Genomic DNA, 16,183 nt, shown 5'->3' on the forward strand with positions numbered 1-16,183 from the left:
AGGTGCCAGCGGGCTCGCCCGGTGAGCCACAGCTGCGCCATCCTCGACATCGAGAGTGAGCGATAACATGTTGTTCGTCAAGACGTAACGAATCGCCCCTTGCCTATGCCTTGAAGCTGCGCTCCATCCGAAGCCCCACCATCAACGCCACGGCACCGAACCGTCACTGTTACCGCTCACACACAGAGTGCGAGCGCGGCGGCAGCAGCCGGCTCAGCGCCGCCGCCACCGCCCCGGTCACCACTCCGACGAGCACGCCGGTGACCAGGCTGGAGAACACCGCCGCCACGCGCAGGATCCCTTCCTGCGCCCGGGGATCGACCTCCCCGAGGCTCGGCGCGACTCCGTCGAACGCCTGGTTCCACAGCACCTGGTGGCCGACGGCGAGAAGGACACCATAGATCGCCCCGATGACCACAACGGTCAGGAACGGACGCGGCGGACGCCGCCACAACACGGCGGCCACCCAACAGATCGACGGTACGACCGCCAGCAGCACTGTGGCGACGCTTCCTTCCTCCACGACGTGCAGGTCGTGCAGGACCACCCGCGGCGCGGCCAGCGCGGCGAGCGCCACCAGAGCAGGCCAGGAAAAGCCGAGGGTACGACGTCCGAGGCTCATCGCTCGACCCGCGCCGGTGCGGTGTCCCTGGTGAAGCGCAGCAGCGCGGTGAACGCCAGCGCGGCAGTCACCGCTCCCCCAGCGACGCGCACCCAGTGCCCGGCGACGAACTCCTCGGCGACCTGGCGCAGGTACTCCGGCGAGTGCGTGCCGACCGGGTCGACGAACATGATCTCGTTGCGCGGCCAGAAGAACACCACCGAGAACAGGAACTCGCAGACGATGAAGACCGCTGCCGCAGCGGCGACGTACCAGCGCAGCCGGCGGTTGCGCCAGGTGAGGACGGTCGCGGCGAGGCTGGTCAGCACCACCGAGGCGCCCAGCGGCGGGAAGTAGTCACTCGGGCCGCCCGCGACCAGGAACTCACGGGCCCGGTCCAGCGAGGCGGGTGCGTCGCCGAAGACGTTCGGGTAGAGCATCACGGTCTCGGCGGCGACCCCACCAAAGGACATCATCGCCGTCCAGACGAGCACGATCAGGACGATCCACGTCAGCTTGATACGGGACACAGCAGCACTTCTCCCTGGTTTCCGCCCTCTGCGGGCACGGTCTGTGATGTCACCGTCGACGCTAGGTCGCCACATCTGGGTCGTCTGCCGCGCAGACGCGCGAACTGGCGTCGCTTCTCGACGTACGTGCCGGGGCGCGGGATGATGCCTGCGGACGGCAGCGGCCCGGGCCAGCGCCGACCTAGGCTCACAGACGTGCCTGCCACACCACCCACCCGTACCGAATGGCTGCTGGCCGTGGCCATCCTCGGCCTGATCACGGCGGCGGTCGTGACAGATGACGCGTCGGCCGCCCACGCGGTGATCGCCTGCGGTTTCGGGGTCGGGTTGGCCGTACTGCTGCTTGTGGCTCGGCGCTGGCCGGTTCCCGCGCTGCTGGCGACGGCCGCCGGCATCCTCGGCTACTACGCGCTGGATCTGCCGCCGGTAGGCGTGGCCGCCCCGGCCGCCGCCATCCTCTACGTGGTCGCGGAACGCGGCCGGGTGGTCCCGGCGGCCGTCGTCGGCGGAAGCCTGCTTGCCGTTTCGGTGGCCGCCCGGCTGGTCGAGGGCGACGACACCTCCGTCGTGATCGGTGCCGGCCTGGGCTCCGAGGCGGCGCTGATGCTCGCCGTCATCGCGCTCGGCGACGCCGTTCGCAACCGGCGTTCGCTGCGCGCGGCGCTGGCCCGGCAGGCGGCAGCGGCGGCCGAGGAGCGCCGACGGGAGGCCGCCCGGGAGGTCGAGGCGGAGCGGATCCGGATCGCCCGGGAGGTGCACGACACCCTCGGACACACGATGTCGGTGATCACCCTCCAGTCCGCAGTGGCGCGGGAGGCGCTCACCGACGCCGAGCCCGAGCAGGTCGACACGGCCCTGGCCGCGATCCAGTCGGTGAGCGGCAGCGCCATGGCCGAACTACGTGCGACGCTGGGTACGCTGCGTCGCGAGCCTGGACCACGCGCACCGGCCCCCGGCTTCGCCCAGCTGGGCACGCTCGTCGACGGCGTCCGCCGCGGCGGGCTCCCGGTCGAGTTGCGCGTCGACGGCCCGGTCGACGCGTTGCCCACGGTGGTGGGCAGCACTGTCTACCGGATCGTGCAGGAGGCGCTGACAAACGTGGTGCGACACGCGCAGGCCACCCGCGTCACTGTGACGATCCGGGCGACGCCCGCCCGACTGTCCGTGGAGATCGTCGACGACGGCCGCGGATCCGCCACCGGCGCGGCAGGCGAGCCCGGTGAAGGGCTGCGGGGCATGTCGGAGCGGGTCGCCCTGCTCGGCGGAATCCTCGACGCCGCCGACGTCGCCGGGGGCGGCTTCCGGGTCTCGGTCCGCCTGCCACTGGCCGGGGCAGCCGCATGAGCGACGTACGTGTCGTCCTCGTCGACGACCAGCACCTGGTGCGCACGGGCCTTCGTGCACTGCTGGAGCGCGCCGCCGACATCACAGTGGTCGGTGAGGCGCAGGACGGCGGGGCCGCCGTTGCGGTCACCCGCGACCAGCGGCCCGACGTAGTCCTGATGGACGTTCGGATGCCCGGCGGCGACGGTATCGAGGCCACCCGGCGCATCCGCACCGATCCGACGCTTGCCGACGTCCGGGTGGTCATGCTCACCACCTTCGACGACGACGAGTACCTCTTCGAGGCCATCCGCGCCGGCGCCTCCGGCTTCCTGCTCAAGGACACCCCGCCCGACGCGCTGCGCGACGCCGTCCGCGTGGTGGCCGGCGGGGACGCGCTGCTGTCGCCGGCGGTGACCCGGCGGGTGATCGCCGCGGCGGCCCGCTCCCCCGTTGCGGATCCGACGCGGCTCGCCGGCCTCACCGGACGGGAACGCGACGTCCTCGCCCAGGTCGGCACCGGACGGTCGAACGTCGAGATCGGGGCGGCGCTGCATCTCAGCCCGGACACCGCCCGCACCTACGTGAGTCGCCTCCTGCACAAGCTGAACGCCCGCGACCGCGCCCAACTCGTCGTCATCGCGTACGAGAGCGGGCTTGTCCGCCCGGGTGACAACTGACGCGGAGGCGGGCAGCATTGTCCGCCGCTGTTAATTGCCGACACGAAATCCAACGGTGGCGACCTTGGAGACCACCGTCAGCGGCGCACTCCCGCCGATTCGTCGGCGAAATGGCGATCACGGGCCCGGCGCTATTCCCGTAATGGCCGGACCGGTCGACTAGCTCGCCGTGGCGCTGGCGGCGGTGTCGATGAGGTCTGCGACGACGCCGGGCTGGGAGACCGCCACCGCGTGCGACGCCTCGACCTCGACCACAGTGGACCCGGCGCGTTCGGCGACGAAGCGCTGAAGGTCCGGCGCGATGGCCTGGTCCTGCTTGGTGATGAGGGTCCAGGACGGGATGGTCTTCCACGCGGCCTTTGTCACGCCGTCCTGTTGGGCGTCCGCCGAGGCCGGTCGCTGCGTGACAGCCATCACCTCGGCGGTCCCGGTGTCCACGTCGGCGGCGAAGACCTCGGGGAACTTGGCCGGATCGACGTACTGGTCCATGCCCGTGCTGCCGTCGGGAAGGGTGAACGGCACGCCCTTGATGGCCTCGAAGAGCTTACTGACGGCGAACTTGGCCCCCAGCGTGGCGACGCTCTCGCCGGTATCCGGGCTGACACTGGCGACGTACACCAGTGCCTTGACCTTGGAGACGCCGTCCGCGGCCTCGGTCATCACCACTCCGCCGTACGAGTGGGCGGCCATGACGACCGGCCCCGACACGGTGTCCAGCACAGAGCGCACGTATGCCGCGTCGTTCTGCACACCGCGCAGCGGGTTGGCGACAGCCAGGACCGGATAACCCCGGCGCTTGAGGTCGGCAATGACGCCGTTCCAACTCGACGATTCGGCGAATGCGCCATGGACCAGAACAATTGTCGGCTTGCCCTGCCCGGACATATCAGAAGCGACGCTCATGTGGCGGTCCTTTCGAGAGGCCCCACTGCCCGGGAACACGGGTCGGCGAGGACGGTCGACGGGCGATTCACCGCAGCACGCACCGGCCCGCATTTCCGGCCCCGGTGCGGCGTAGCCTCCAATATTCAGCACGGATAAGGCTGCTGTCAGCGGGACGCAGAAACGGAGTGGATCATCAATCGTGTAGCGGCTCAGACCGAACGTTCTATCGCTAAGATGGGTGCATGACTCGCGGCGCACCCGAACCCCGGCCCTCCGAGGCGCGGCTCCGGCTCCTGGCCACCGCGACCAGGATCTTCTACGCCGAGGGCATCCACTCCGTCGGTGTCGACCGGATCATCGCGGAGGCGAAGGTGACCCGGGCCACCTTCTACCGGCACTTCCCCAGCAAGGACGACCTCATCCTCGCCTACCTGCGCGAGATCCACGGGATGGAACGCGGCAGGGTCGAGGCGGCTCTCGCGGCCGACCCGTCGCCGGCCGGCGCTCTCCTGGCCATCGCCGGCTCGATCGCTGAGAGCATCCAGTCCTCCGGCTTCCGCGGATGCGCGTTCCTGAATGCCGCAGCGGAGTATCCCGACCCGAACCATCCCGTGCACCAGGAGGTCATCGGCCACCGGCAGTGGTTCCTGGACACGCTCACCGCGCTCATGGCGCAGGTCCATGAGGAAACGGCCGGTCCTGCCGCGCGCCACTTCGTCATGCTCCGCGACGGGGCAATGGCGGCCGGGTGCCTCTTCGACCCCGCGTTGGTGTCGGAGACGTTCCTGCGCGGGGTCGAGGGACTTCTGGACATCAACTCCGAGCGTCAATCGGCGCAGTCACACCGCTAGCCTCCAGGCCACAGCGGGGGCGAGAGCGGCGATGGCCGGCCGTTCGGGACGGCCGGCCATCGGTACGGTTCAGGTCAGCGGCCGTACGCCTCCAGCAGGCGCAGCCAGACCTCGCTGACCGTCGGGTACGAGGGCACGGCGTGCCACAGCCGGTCCAGCGGAACCTCGCCGACGATGGCGATCGTCGCCGCGTGCAGCAGCTCCGCGACGTCCGGGCCGACGAGGGTGAAGCCCACTATGACGCTGCGGTCCTCGTCGACGACCATCCGGGCGTGCCCCTGATAGCCGTCGGCGTGCAGCGCGGATCCCGCCACGGCCGCCAGGTCGTAGTCGACGACCCGAACCCGCAGCCTGGCGGCCTCGGCGGCGGCTGCGGTCAGCCCCACGGAAGCGACCTCCGGATCGGTGAAGACGACCTGCGGCACGGCGCGCTGGTCGGCGGTGGCGACGTGCCGGCCCCACGGGCCGTCCTCGACCGCTTCGCCCTTGGCGCGTGCCACGATGACGTCGCCCACCGCGCGGGCCTGGTACTTGCCCTGGTGGGTCAGCAGCACGCGCCGGTTGACGTCACCGGCCGCGTACAGCCAGCCGTCGCCGACCAACGCCCCGGCGTCGTCGACGACCCGCAGCGTGTCGTCGACGGTGAGCCAGGCACCGGGCTTCAGCCCGATCGTGTCCAGGCCGATGTCCTGGGTGTTCGGCGTACGGCCGGCAGCAACAAGGACCTCGTCGGCGTCGACCTGCTCGCCGTCGGTGAGCGTGATGTGCACTGTGCCGGCGTCGTCCCGGCTCACCGACGTGGCCTCGACACCGAGACGTACCGTCACGCCGGCTTCCCGCAGGGACTGCGTGACCCGCTCGCCGACGAACGGCTCCGCCTGTTGCAGCACACCGTCGCGGACCAGCACCGTCACAGTGGATCCGAAACTGGCGTACGCGGTAGCCATCTCCGTGGCCACCACTCCCCCGCCGATGATGGCGAGCCGGCCGGGGACCTCGCTCGCGGATGCCGCCTCACGGCTGGTCCACGGCGTCGCCTCGGTCAGACCGGGGACGTCCGGCACCCGGGCGCCGCTTCCGGTCGCGACGACGACCGCGTGTCGAGCGGTGAGCGAGATCGTGACACCTTCCTTGCCGCTCACCTCGACGACCCGGTCGGAGCTGATCCGTCCGTGGCCGCGATACAGCGCGATCCCCGCGGAGTCGAGCCAGGACACCTGCCCGTCGTCCTTCCAGTTCGACGCGAAGGAGTCGCGGCGGCGCAGCACGGCGGCCACGTCCAGGTCGCCCGTCACCGCCTCGCGGGCTCCAGGCAGCCGACGTGCCGCCTGGAGCGCGGTCTGACTGCGCAGCAACGCCTTTGTCGGCATGCACGCCCAGTAGGAACACTCACCACCGACCAGTTCCCGCTCGACGATGGCGGCAGTCAGGCCGCCCTGCACGACGCGGTCGGCGACGTTCTCGCCGACCGGCCCCGCGCCGATGACGATGACGTCGTACGTGGCGTTGTCCATGTCAGTTTCCCTTCGCACCGCGGCTGAGGCGGATGGCGGAGATCAGAAAGAAGATGGCGCCGGGGATCGCGTAGCCGACCGCGTTGGTCAGCACCGGGTTGTCCGCGGAGGCGGCGGCGATGAACGACCCGCCGGCGAGAACGGAGATCCCACCACTGATGATCATCGGCCACTGCCCACCCATCTTGCGTCGGCTGACGGCCACGAGCAACTGCACAAGGCCGGCCACAACCGCCCAGGCGCCCCAGACACGCAGGGCCGCCGGGATGCCGGACGTGCCCGCGACGGCCAGGCCGACGGCGGCGAGCAGGCTGATCGCGACGTTCACGTACAACAGGGTGGGTGTTCCGGTGGCCCGGGAGGACCGGGCGTCGACGACGGCGGCGGCCACGTCGAACAGCGGGTAGATCACGAGCAGCGCCACTGTGAGCGGGGTGAGGTCCCTGGCGAGCGGGAACGTCACGGCGGCCCAGACGATGGCGAACGCGAAGCGGCCGAAGTACAGGCGACGCAGGGCGTCCGCCGTCGTCGAGACGCCGGAAGGGGCAAGGGTGGTCATGTCATCCTCTCGAGATCACTTAACGAACGGCCGTCGACGGGAGTGGCGTGGCACGGGGCTACTCGATCTCCGAGAACAGCCCCGTGATCTCCACCTGAGCGCCCTGGAGCCCGCCGAAGACGGCGCCGGCGGCGGGCGTCGCGACCGCGGCGGACGCGTCGTCGTAGGAGGCGAAGTAGAGGTCGAGCGTCCGGTACGCAGGGGTCGGCGTGCCGTCCTCCTTCGGCCACACCTTTGCCGATTCGACCCGCTGGAGCTTCGGGAACGCGTCCGCGGCCCGACGCACATCGGCGTAGACCTTCTCGAACTCGGCGGGGTTCGCGGGATTGCCAACGATCAGCGTGATCTTGGTGGGCATGGCCCTCTCCTTCGATGCTTTCTATGCACTGTCGCCAGCGGCGGAACGAACGTTCTGTCTCGCCGTACGCTACTGGCGCGGCGCCCCACCGTCAAGACCGATCGTTCTACCTACCGTGGCAGTCGCCCGTTCGGGCCGCCTTCCATCGACAGCGCGTGGACACGGTGGTCGCGGCGCGGGGCCGGGCCGTCACGCCTCGCTGACGGGACCCTCGGACGCCTCCCGCCCGATCGGCGAGGCGGGGCGCTCCACCGGCCGTCCCCGGCTCCGCAGGGCGTCGAGCAGCGCGACAAGGGCCAGCACTCCGGCCACCACGCTCAGCCCCACCATCCGCTCCGAGCGGGCCAACGCCGGCGTCACCAGCAACAGAGCCACGAAGCCGATCACCTTGGGGTGGAAAATCTGGCCGAAGATCTCGTAATCCAGCCGCATACGAGCGACGAGGAAAAGCATCGGACCGCCCACCACGAAGAGGAGCCAACTGACCTGCGGCGGCCCGTACGGATGGTCGATGACCAGCTCGTAACCGACCGAGCTGACGAGCACGCTGAGAACGATCACCAAATGCGTCCGTTCCGACGCCGCGCCCAGTTGACCGGGCCTGGCCGCCTGGTCCAATGCCTCGGTCAGCAGCAGACCGGCGCGGTGGAAGTAGATCCGCCAGAGCAGCGCGCTGGTGGCGAAGGCGACAGTGAAGGCGGCGGCTCTTTCCCCGGAGTAGTCCGTGCCACTGAAGACCACGCCAATGATCAGGATCGATTCACCGAGCGCGATGAGAAACATCTGCTGATAGCGGTCGGCGAGATGCGTACCGGCGATCCGCCAACGTCCCACCACTGAGGCCCCGAGCCGCGGCACGGGCCAGCCGAGGGCCCACGCGAGGTAGTCGACGGCGAGGGCGGCAGCCCAGAGCGGCGTGCGAAGGTGTTCCGGGCCCAACGCGCCGGCCAGCCACAGCGGCGCGCTCGCCGTCGACCACGCCGCCAGCCGGAGCGGCACCATCCGTCGCGGATGGCCACGCAGCGCGGCGGCGACCACCAGCGGCCGCACCACCATCACCATCAGGTACGCGACAGTGAACGGCAGCGCCCGCTCCTCCATGGCGCGTGGCAGCGCCACAGCCATGACCAGGCCGGCGAACATGGTGCCGACCACCACCGCCTGGATGACCGGCTGCTCTGGCTCATAGCGGCTGGTGATCCAGGCGGTGTGCGACCAGATCAACCAGAGCGCCAGGAACAGCAGCAGGGTACGACCGAACCCTGCGGCGAGCGCCCAGCCGGTGTCGTCGTTCAGGCCGGCGAATCGTTGCGAGACCCTGCTGAGGGCCAGAACAAAGGCAAGATCGAAGAAGAGCTCCAGGAACGTCGCACGGCCCGCGCTCGCAGGTGGGCGCAGCAGTTCGGAACGCCCCGCCTCCATCGCCCGCCTCCGTCCGCCCCCTGCCGCACCAACGAGTTGGCTGTCAGGGGGTTGCGTCGGCTTTCGGGGCACGCCCTCGTCGCAGGTGAAGCGCTCGGCGTACGCCACGGCCGCCTCGGCCCCGCAGGATCAACCGGCCGCCTGAGGGTCCGGATCAGGCCCTGCGAAGACAGGCCACCGGCGCGGGTCGCCGCCGCGCCTCGCCAAATACCGGAGGCGCCGCACATTCACACTCCGTCGAACTCGCCCAGCGACGGCTTGCCCATTCTGCCACACCTGTCTGGGAAGCAACAACGCTGCCACCAAAAAGGTGGCCGCCGAATGCGGCCAGAGGATTCCGGGCAGTTAGCTGGTAGCGGAACTATTCGGATTTAACGTACGGTGAGCGCTCCCAACACGCACAGTAACTAGGCAAAACCCCTGGTCAGTCGCCTGGTGACGCCTCTGCGGCGGAAGCTCCCGCCGGCCGCCACAACTGCCATCAGTTACGCTCCGTAGAGATCTGCGGATAGTGGTAATCGCCAATTCCTTCTTTCCGAATAATTGCCCTGTTTGAACTACCGCACCTCGCATGCCCGGAGGCATAATCCCAGCTCAACGTGGGTGACGACGGCCGGGAGCGCCCGCCCGGCGAGTCCCGTCCACGGGCCTCCCGGAGAGGCTATTGCCGCCGGGGGTCTCCGCAACTAACATCATTTTCCGTCACCCGGCGCTACCACGGGAGGAAGATTGTGCACTTGGCCCTTCAAGGACCAGCAGTGCGCCGCTTTTCCACCCAGAGGAACAGGGCCAGCAATCCGACAGTCCCACCGGACCTTCGGTGGAATTGACAGGCTGCAATCGCCACTGGCTCGCCTTTTCTCACGCCGCTGACATCGACCTTTAGCTGGGGAGGTAAAGAGGTCATGGGTAACTCTGCGGAAAAAGCCGTCGAGCGCGTCATCGCCACCATGCACGACAATCTCGGTGAACAAATCACCATCGACGACATGGCTCGCGTCGCGATGTTCAGCAAGTTCCACTTCTCGCGAATCTTCCAGCGCGTGACAGGCGTGTCCCCCGGCAGGTTCCTGTCGGCCCTACGGCTGGAACGGGCAAAGGAACTGCTGACCTCCACGTCGTTCAACGTGTCGGATATCAGCCTACGGGTGGGATACACAAGCGTCGGCACCTTCAGTTCCCGGTTCACCCGAAGCGTGGGGCTCTCCCCCACCACCTACCGCAGGCTCCGTGGCGTCGCACCGCAGATCCGGCCCGAGACCGGCCTCGACCCGACGCGGGCCACCGGCGTCGTCCGCGGCACAGTGACCCCGGCCGATCCGAACCGGCCCGGCCTCACCTTCATCGGCCTGTTCCCCGAACGCATCCCGGAGGCCCGACCGGTGAGCTGCACCGTGCTAGCGGAGCCGGGTCAGTTCCTGCTCGACAGGGTCCCGCCGGGATCGTGGTACCTGCTCGCCCACTCCGTCGGGGAGAGCCCAGAGCAGGCCGGTGAGTTGGTGTCGCTGCGCGGCGTGGGCCTGGCCACTGCCACTGTCGGCCCCCTCCACGTCGGGCACTCGGCGGTCATCGAGAACGCCGACCTCACATTGCGGCCGATGCGCTCCCTCGACCCACCCGTGCTGCTCGCCCTGCTCGACGTACGCAGGGCAGCCCTGACCCGGATCGGCCAGGTGCCGCAGCGGTACCCGGTCGCTGCCTGATCGTCCACGGCATCCCGTCGGCCGGCCACCGGTTCCCCGGTGTCCGGCCGGCGCGTGAGCCCCGCACGGACGGCGACCCGCGCGAGCCCTACACGAGGAGATGCCTGCGGATCAGCCGCTGCTCGATGAAGGTCCGCCAGACCCGGTCGGCGACCGCCGGTTCGACGATCCACAGCCGACGCTGCGCCTCGGCGAGCGTGAGCGGTGCGGTGAACAGGTCCAGGAACAGCCGGCTGCTGCGGTTAAGGGCGTACACCTGGCCGTCGGCCCGGCGGAACAGGTGCCGGTCCGCCGGCAGGTCGCCGGGGACGCCGTCCTGCTCGTCGGACCGGATCCGCCGGTACGCCTCGCGGACCTGGTCGTCGTCGTGGTCGACGAAGGTGCCGTTGGCGAGGAACTCGGTCTCGTCGTCACCGTCGTGCCGGACCCGGTCGTTGGCGAGCACGCCGCGCACCGCTGTGCCGTAGCGGTCGTGGTAGAAGAACGTGTGCGGGGTGTCGGTGCTGCCCAGCCACGGCCGGTGGTAGTGCCCGGGGTTGAGGCCCGCCTTGGCCTTGGCGACGTCGTCCTGCGCCGCCTCGGTCACCGGCTCGTCGTACTGGAGGATCCGGACGATGTCCGAGCCCTCCACCGGCCGCACGTTCGTGATGCCGAACCGCTCCGGTTCCTTCGCGACGATGGCACCGGGGGTCAGCATGAAGTCACCGAGGCCGCCGAGGGTCCACAGGTCCGGGTTGTCGCGCAGGAACGTGATGCTGTCCAGCGCCTCTTCGCGGGTCTCGGTGGGAAAGCCGGTGAAGCCCATCATCTGCACACCGATGTTGGCCTTTGTCATCGCGGTCATGGTGCGCCGTACCTGCTCCGGCTTGGTGCCCTTGTCGATCAGGTCGAGGATGCGCTGGTTGCCGGACTCGAAACCGACCGAGATGGCCACGCAACCGCTGCGCCGCAGCAGCTCGCAGCGCTCCTCCGACCAGTACTTCTCCAGCCGGATCTCCGCGCCCCAGCGGAAGTCCAGCCCCCGCTCGACGGCCTGCTCGGCGAAGCGCAGGATGGTCGCGGGAGCGAGCACGTCCACCGAGAAGTAGATGAACTTGGCGAACTTCGACAGCTCGGTGACGTCGGCGATCATCGTCTCGACGGTGTCCTGCCGCCACGGGCTGGTGGGGCCGTCGGTGTTCAGGCCGTAGTCGCAGAACGTGCACTTGTTCCAGTAGCAGCCCCGGGTCGGCGAGTAGTAGACGAACCGCTCCGGGCTGAGGTAGAGGTCCCAGGGCAGGCCGGAGAAGTCCGGGACCGGCACCTGCGCCAGGCGCTCGTAGCGCAGGGGCAGCTGGCGCTGTCGGCCGTACTTCGGGTGCAGGCGGACGTTGGGGTGCCCGGCCGGCAGGGTTCCGGCCGCCACGGCGTCCAGCACCTCCGTGTACGCGCTCTCCCCCTCCCCGACCACTATCGCGTCGAAGTCGGCAAGCACCTGGAAGACGTACTCGGGTTTGCTTGCGCATTTCCAGACGTCGGAGATCTCCGTGCCGCCCGCGACGAGGAAGACGTCCGGGCAGGCCGCCCGCACGAGTCGGGCGATCCACAGCGCGAACGGAAGCTGCCACTGATAGGTGGCGCTGATGCCGATCACCTGGTTTCCCCCGGCGGCGAGCCTGGGGATCAGCACGTCCTCGTAGTACGGCTGGAAGGGCCTGTTGAGGCGGGCGAGCAGCGCCTCGTCGGTAAGCGCGGCCACCGAGCCGATGGACATCATCGGCGGTGGTTGCAGCCTGAAGCCGGCGCGGAACTGCCCCGGGAACCCGACGGCGCCGAGCGCGTCCATCCAGGAGATCACGCCCTCGACGGCGTCCTGGTAGTGCCCGTAGTCGTAGAACAGGGTCGGATCCTGGAGCACCCCGATCGACCGGCGCAGCCGCTCCGGGTCGGGGTCGGGCAGGCCGAGCTGGTTCGCCCGGGCCATCAGCGCGTCCGGGCCGCTGAGGTCGTCGGTCGACAGGCGGGACAGTTCCCGCCGCAGCCACTCGTACGCCGAAGGGGTGTAGGAGTGGTGGAACGCCTCGATGTTGGCGTCGATGATCTCCGCGGGTCGGTGTCCCTGTGCCCGGGCGTACGAGTCGAGATAGTTCAGGGAGTGGTATCCCGAGGTGGGATCGGTAAGCGGGGGGTAGATCAGTGCCGCCTTCACCGTGCCGCTCATCGACGCCTCCTCAGCTGACCCTGGCCGCGGAACCGGCAAGGTTTTCCTCCTGCGCGCGCTGCGCCACCGCCGGCAGCCGCGGGGCGCCGAAGGCCTTGACGTACGCCACGAACGGTTCGGCGGCGTACCGGAACGCCGACAGGTCGACGAAGCCCCGGTCCCACGCCGCCGCTTCCAGCCCGTCCGTGTCGCAGCCCCACAGGCTGGCGAAACACGCGTCGATGACCTCGGTGCGGAAGTGCAGCCGGGCACCCGGACGGCGGTGTCCCGTCGTACGCGGAACGACTGTCTCGTTCAGCGACGCGGCGGTCGCGGCGACGTGCCGTGCCGCCGCGAGCAGCGCCGGGGTACGCAGCGGCGCCGCGACCATCCACAGTGCCAGGCTGCGGTACGGCGTGGTGCCGAACGCCCGCACCAGCATCCGCAGCACCGCCTCGCGATCGTCGAGACCCCGCTCCCGGTCGGTGAGCCAGTCCCAGCCGTGGGAGGCCGCTGCGGTCAGCCCTCGCTGGCGGGCCACCTCGTGGGCGCGCTCCTCGGCTGTCGGCTCGGCGATGTCGACGTCGGCCAGGCCGGCCAGCACGCTGCGTCGATGCCAGGTCGGCGTCTCGGGGTGCAGCAGCATCAGCGCCGCCGCGGCTTCCCGGTCGCTTACCCACTGCCCGCCGACCGACGCCCCGGCGAACCGTGATCGCCAGCTGTCCATGAAGCGGGTGTGCAGGTTGTCGATCGGCTGGTCGCCGTCGTGCGCCGGGCACAGCTCGGGCGCGTTGTCCGCCGCCATCGACAGCAGCAGTCGCGCGTCGGCGCCCTTGGCGTCGGAGGGGTCGCGCCGGTGCCAGGTCAGGAAACGGTCCACCACTGGCGCCGCCTCGGGTGGCGCGGTGCGCTCCAGCGCGCGGTACGACCGCCGCCGGAAGGGCAATTCCCGGCCGAGGTCCAGCAGCAGCGCGGCTTCGGCGTCGCTGAGCACCCCGTCGGCGACAGCGCGGCGCAGCGCCACCCGGATGTTGACAAGCGGCTCGCTCAACGTGCGGTGGCCCTCCTCGGCGGGGCCGTGCACCACTGCCACCTCGTCGTCGCCGGTGACAACGCCGTCGCGGTAGAGCTGGAACACCTCGCCCACGCCGCGCATCCCGAACGGCCACAGCTCGGCGGCGCGCAGCGCGCCCATGCTGGCCGCGCCGGCCACTGTCACCCCACTGTCGAGCAGGTCGAGGATCTCCCGGTGGCGTACCGGCGGGTGTTGCAGGAAGAACCCGTCGACGACGAGGACACGGTCGCCCGGGCCGACGTCCAGGCGGAGCAGGTCGCCGTGCGCGACAGGTGGCAGCACCACGGCGTCGGGCAACAGCCGGGCGACCTCGTCCGCCGGCAGGCTCGGGCCGATGAAGACGACGTCAGTCACGGGGCACTCCTGGTCGGGTACTCAGGGCCCGCTCGTCGAACATCCGCAGGCCGGGGGCGAACACCTTGCTCACCGGAATGCCGATCTCGTCGTGCGTCAGGTCGACGCTGAACGGTTCGACGCCGGTGATCCGCTGCACCCGCGCCGCCAGCTCGCGCAGCACCTGGGTCACGTCGCCGGCCGGCGGGGGGTCCCGGCGGACCGGCCGGACGGGCCGGTCGACGGTGGGCGGCGGCACCGGGGGTGCGCCGACGTCGTGGTACGCGGTGGCGTCGATGTCGTCCCGGGCGCCGGAGACCATTACCAGCCGCGACTGGGCAGCCTCCGACATGGCCCGGCCGACGGCGATCTCCGGGTCCAGGTGGCAGCCGAAGCCACCGAATGTGACAGGCAGGTCCGGCGACCAGATCGAGGCGGCGTAGCAGGGCACGCCGACGGCGTTCGTGATGTCGCAGACCTCCACCCAGCAGCCGGCCCGCACCAGCGCGTCGTGCACGGTGCGGGTCATCGCGTTCGTGGCGGTGCCCGGGTCGGCGTAGGTGCGCTCGTCCAGCGGCGAGGTGCAGTACGGGGCGATGCAGTCCCGTTCGACGACCTCCAGCAGGGCGTGCAGGCTGGCCTCGGCGAAGGTGTTGCCGGTGGCAAGTCCGTTGCTGCTGGGGGTGAACAGGGCGCGGTCCCAGCCACGCCGGATGGTGAAGTCGAGTTCGATTGTGGCGCGGGGCACCAGGCACCGCGCGCCGGTCAGCAGGCCACGGCCGGCCACCCAGTCGAGTTCGACGGCGGAGGTCAGGGGCGACCGTTCCGCCAGGTGCAGCCACCGGATGTCGTACGGCAGGTCGAGCGCCTCGGCCGGGGACCGGACGACGGTCCCCGGCCGGAGGTTCTCGGCATGCCAGGACTCGATGCTCTCCATCACCGCGCTGACCCGGGACTGCGTCGCCGTGGCACCGGTGCCGACGCTCACCGCCATTGTGGCTCCGACCGGCCGGTAGGCGACGTGCACCGGTAGGCCGATCTCGTCGAGCCGGGTGATGTCGGCGACCCGGGTGATCCGGAACCGGTCGAGCATGCCACCGACCCGTTCCCAGGTCTGCTCCACGGTGGCCGTCCGGTAGGTGCCGGATCGGAACGCGATGGTCTCGGTCATGTCAGTCATCGAGGCTCCCGGTGGGGGGTGGGAACGTCAGAGGATGAGGACGGCGATGATATTGACGTTGTTGTCGGCGACCGGGGCGACGCCACCGGCGACCGACTCCAGCTCGGCCTCGGTCAGCTCGTTGAGGTCGACAAGCGGCACCTCGGGTACGTGCAGCACGTGCCGGCCGGGCGTGCCGGCCCAGTCCTCGACGATCTGCTCCTTGGTGTAGAGCGTGGCGGGCTGGGCGCGGTCGACCTCGACAGTGGCGCCGGCGGCCACCGGCAGGCCTGCGGCGGTCGCGTAGCCGGTCGGGTCGGCGAGGAGGCGTTGCAGTTCCTCGTCGCTGCGCCACACCGCGGTGACGAGTTCCGAGTACTTGGTCACGAACCTCGCGCCATATTCCTGGTCGTCGTTGCTCATCGTTCGGTCCTTCCTCGGGGGATCGCTGTGGGACGGTCGGTTAATTGCCGTGGTGAGAACGCTAGAAAGATCGAGCTTCGGCAATCAAGGATTTGCATCTGACTGCCATCAGAATCTGCCGCGCCGGGCCGCAGGCGGCAGACATCGGTGTCAGGTGCAGCAGCACGGGCAGCAGCAGGCGCAGCTGGGGTCCAGGCCCGCCACGACGCTGTCCAACTCGTCCTCGGCCAGCTCCGACTGGGCCACCGGCAACAGCGACGGCACGAAGAGCACGAAGGTGCCGGTGGCGCCCGCGCGTTCCCACGACTCGACCTGCACCTCCAGGTCAGGGTCGGTGTCGGCGACGTCCCGGACCACCCGCACCTGCACGTCGTCGGGGAGTTGGAGTCCGTAGCTGGCGAGGAACGCCCGGGGGTCCCGGTCGAGCGCCTGCTCCTTGACGGGGTCGGCCCAGACGTCGGCGACGAGCCGGCTGTACGCGGCCACGAAGACCGCCCGATCCACAGGTGTCATGCCCTGCTCCCTTCGATGGTCGGCCGCCGGCGGCGACTTTCAAAGCGGCGGCGACAGGCAGCGCGGGAGGTTCCG

The 16,183-nt window shown here is 70.0% G+C and carries 16 protein-coding genes; 4 read left to right on the forward strand and 12 right to left on the reverse strand.

Going from position 1 to position 16,183, the window contains the following annotated elements:
• Nucleotides 1-169 precede the first annotated feature (169 nt).
• Together F4558_RS12995 and F4558_RS13000 are read right to left on the reverse strand one after the other, a co-directional pair.
• Nucleotides 170-622, reverse strand: coding sequence for a hypothetical protein (locus F4558_RS12995; protein ID WP_167944268.1), 453 nt, complete (start codon nt 620-622; stop codon nt 170-172).
• A complete protein-coding gene (locus F4558_RS13000) occupies nt 619-1,131 on the reverse strand; it encodes an anthrone oxygenase family protein (RefSeq protein ID WP_231640228.1) in 513 nt (170 codons plus the stop codon). The genes F4558_RS12995 and F4558_RS13000 overlap by 4 nt, the downstream gene beginning before the upstream one ends.
• 195 nt (nt 1,132-1,326) lie before the next feature.
• Between F4558_RS13000 and F4558_RS13005 the strand changes: the two genes are divergently transcribed.
• A complete protein-coding gene (locus tag F4558_RS13005; RefSeq protein ID WP_167944270.1) occupies nt 1,327-2,475 on the forward strand; it encodes a sensor histidine kinase in 1,149 nt (382 codons plus the stop codon).
• A complete protein-coding gene (locus F4558_RS13010) occupies nt 2,472-3,134 on the forward strand; it encodes a response regulator transcription factor (protein WP_053660674.1) in 663 nt (220 codons plus the stop codon). The genes F4558_RS13005 and F4558_RS13010 overlap by 4 nt, the downstream gene beginning before the upstream one ends.
• Before the next feature lie 159 nt (nt 3,135-3,293).
• On the opposite strand, the gene F4558_RS13015 is transcribed toward F4558_RS13010, so the two are convergent.
• On the reverse strand, nt 3,294-4,037 hold the full coding sequence (locus tag F4558_RS13015; RefSeq protein WP_245241314.1) for an alpha/beta hydrolase: 744 nt from the start codon (nt 4,035-4,037) through the stop codon (nt 3,294-3,296).
• Between the two features lie 224 nt (nt 4,038-4,261).
• Here F4558_RS13015 and F4558_RS13020 point away from each other — a divergent pair, with 224 nt between their 5' ends.
• Nucleotides 4,262-4,870, forward strand: coding sequence for a TetR/AcrR family transcriptional regulator (locus F4558_RS13020; RefSeq protein ID WP_053660677.1), 609 nt, complete (start codon nt 4,262-4,264; stop codon nt 4,868-4,870).
• Nucleotides 4,871-4,944: 74 nt separating this feature from the next.
• Here F4558_RS13020 and F4558_RS13025 read toward each other — a convergent pair whose 3' ends face one another.
• The 4 genes from F4558_RS13025 to F4558_RS13040 form a co-directional block, all read right to left on the reverse strand.
• A complete protein-coding gene (locus F4558_RS13025) occupies nt 4,945-6,384 on the reverse strand; it encodes a dihydrolipoyl dehydrogenase family protein (protein ID WP_167944272.1) in 1,440 nt (479 codons plus the stop codon).
• Between the two features lies 1 nt (nt 6,385).
• Entirely contained in the window at nt 6,386-6,943 is a 558-nt protein-coding gene (locus tag F4558_RS13030; RefSeq protein ID WP_167944274.1) for a hypothetical protein, read from the reverse strand.
• A gap of 58 nt (nt 6,944-7,001) precedes the next feature.
• Nucleotides 7,002-7,301, reverse strand: a complete 300-nt coding sequence (locus tag F4558_RS13035; protein ID WP_167944276.1) for an EthD family reductase — start codon at nt 7,299-7,301, stop codon at nt 7,002-7,004.
• A 189-nt stretch (nt 7,302-7,490) separates the two neighbouring features.
• A complete protein-coding gene (locus F4558_RS13040; protein ID WP_167944278.1) occupies nt 7,491-8,723 on the reverse strand; it encodes a low temperature requirement protein A in 1,233 nt (410 codons plus the stop codon).
• 905 nt (nt 8,724-9,628) lie between these two features.
• Between F4558_RS13040 and F4558_RS13045 the strand changes: the two genes are divergently transcribed.
• Complete coding sequence (locus F4558_RS13045; protein WP_167944280.1) at nt 9,629-10,426, forward strand: helix-turn-helix domain-containing protein; 798 nt, start codon at nt 9,629-9,631, stop codon at nt 10,424-10,426.
• A gap of 88 nt (nt 10,427-10,514) precedes the next feature.
• Here F4558_RS13045 and F4558_RS13050 read toward each other — a convergent pair whose 3' ends face one another.
• From F4558_RS13050 to F4558_RS13070, 5 genes are all read right to left on the reverse strand, one after another.
• Nucleotides 10,515-12,626 (reverse strand): B12-binding domain-containing radical SAM protein, encoded by a 2,112-nt coding sequence (locus tag F4558_RS13050; RefSeq protein ID WP_167944282.1) that lies wholly within the window; start codon nt 12,624-12,626, stop codon nt 10,515-10,517.
• A 10-nt stretch (nt 12,627-12,636) separates the two neighbouring features.
• Nucleotides 12,637-14,034 (reverse strand): TfuA-like protein, encoded by a 1,398-nt coding sequence (locus F4558_RS13055; protein ID WP_167944284.1) that lies wholly within the window; start codon nt 14,032-14,034, stop codon nt 12,637-12,639.
• Complete coding sequence (locus tag F4558_RS13060) at nt 14,027-15,193, reverse strand: YcaO-like family protein (protein WP_167944286.1); 1,167 nt, start codon at nt 15,191-15,193, stop codon at nt 14,027-14,029. Before F4558_RS13060 ends, F4558_RS13055 begins: the two co-directional genes overlap by 8 nt.
• A 27-nt stretch (nt 15,194-15,220) precedes the next feature.
• Nucleotides 15,221-15,595, reverse strand: coding sequence for a class IIb bacteriocin, lactobin A/cerein 7B family (locus F4558_RS13065; RefSeq protein WP_167944288.1), 375 nt, complete (start codon nt 15,593-15,595; stop codon nt 15,221-15,223).
• A 150-nt stretch (nt 15,596-15,745) separates the two neighbouring features.
• Nucleotides 15,746-16,108, reverse strand: coding sequence for a hypothetical protein (locus tag F4558_RS13070; RefSeq protein ID WP_167944290.1), 363 nt, complete (start codon nt 16,106-16,108; stop codon nt 15,746-15,748).
• Nucleotides 16,109-16,183 lie beyond the last annotated feature (75 nt).

Source organism: Micromonospora profundi, assembly GCF_011927785.1.
Taxonomy (GTDB): domain Bacteria; phylum Actinomycetota; class Actinomycetes; order Mycobacteriales; family Micromonosporaceae; genus Micromonospora; species Micromonospora profundi.

Excerpts from the sequence above, each read along its gene's own strand:
- F4558_RS13060 (WP_167944286.1), bottom strand. The coding sequence starts at position 15,193 with ATGACTGACATGACCGAGACCATCGCGTTCCGATCCGGCACCTACCGG.
- F4558_RS13040 (WP_167944278.1), bottom strand. The coding sequence starts at position 8,723 with ATGGAGGCGGGGCGTTCCGAACTGCTGCGCCCACCTGCGAGCGCGGGC.
- F4558_RS13045 (WP_167944280.1), top strand. The coding sequence starts at position 9,629 with ATGGGTAACTCTGCGGAAAAAGCCGTCGAGCGCGTCATCGCCACCATG.
- F4558_RS13025 (WP_167944272.1), bottom strand. The coding sequence starts at position 6,384 with ATGGACAACGCCACGTACGACGTCATCGTCATCGGCGCGGGGCCGGTC.
- F4558_RS13050 (WP_167944282.1), bottom strand. The coding sequence starts at position 12,626 with ATGAGCGGCACGGTGAAGGCGGCACTGATCTACCCCCCGCTTACCGAT.
- F4558_RS13015 (WP_245241314.1), bottom strand. The coding sequence starts at position 4,037 with ATGAGCGTCGCTTCTGATATGTCCGGGCAGGGCAAGCCGACAATTGTT.
- F4558_RS13065 (WP_167944288.1), bottom strand. The coding sequence starts at position 15,595 with ATGAGCAACGACGACCAGGAATATGGCGCGAGGTTCGTGACCAAGTAC.
- F4558_RS13020 (WP_053660677.1), top strand. The coding sequence starts at position 4,262 with ATGACTCGCGGCGCACCCGAACCCCGGCCCTCCGAGGCGCGGCTCCGG.
- F4558_RS13030 (WP_167944274.1), bottom strand. The coding sequence starts at position 6,943 with ATGACCACCCTTGCCCCTTCCGGCGTCTCGACGACGGCGGACGCCCTG.
- F4558_RS13035 (WP_167944276.1), bottom strand. The coding sequence starts at position 7,301 with ATGCCCACCAAGATCACGCTGATCGTTGGCAATCCCGCGAACCCCGCC.
- F4558_RS12995 (WP_167944268.1), bottom strand. The coding sequence starts at position 622 with ATGAGCCTCGGACGTCGTACCCTCGGCTTTTCCTGGCCTGCTCTGGTG.
- F4558_RS13070 (WP_167944290.1), bottom strand. The coding sequence starts at position 16,108 with ATGACACCTGTGGATCGGGCGGTCTTCGTGGCCGCGTACAGCCGGCTC.
- F4558_RS13010 (WP_053660674.1), top strand. The coding sequence starts at position 2,472 with ATGAGCGACGTACGTGTCGTCCTCGTCGACGACCAGCACCTGGTGCGC.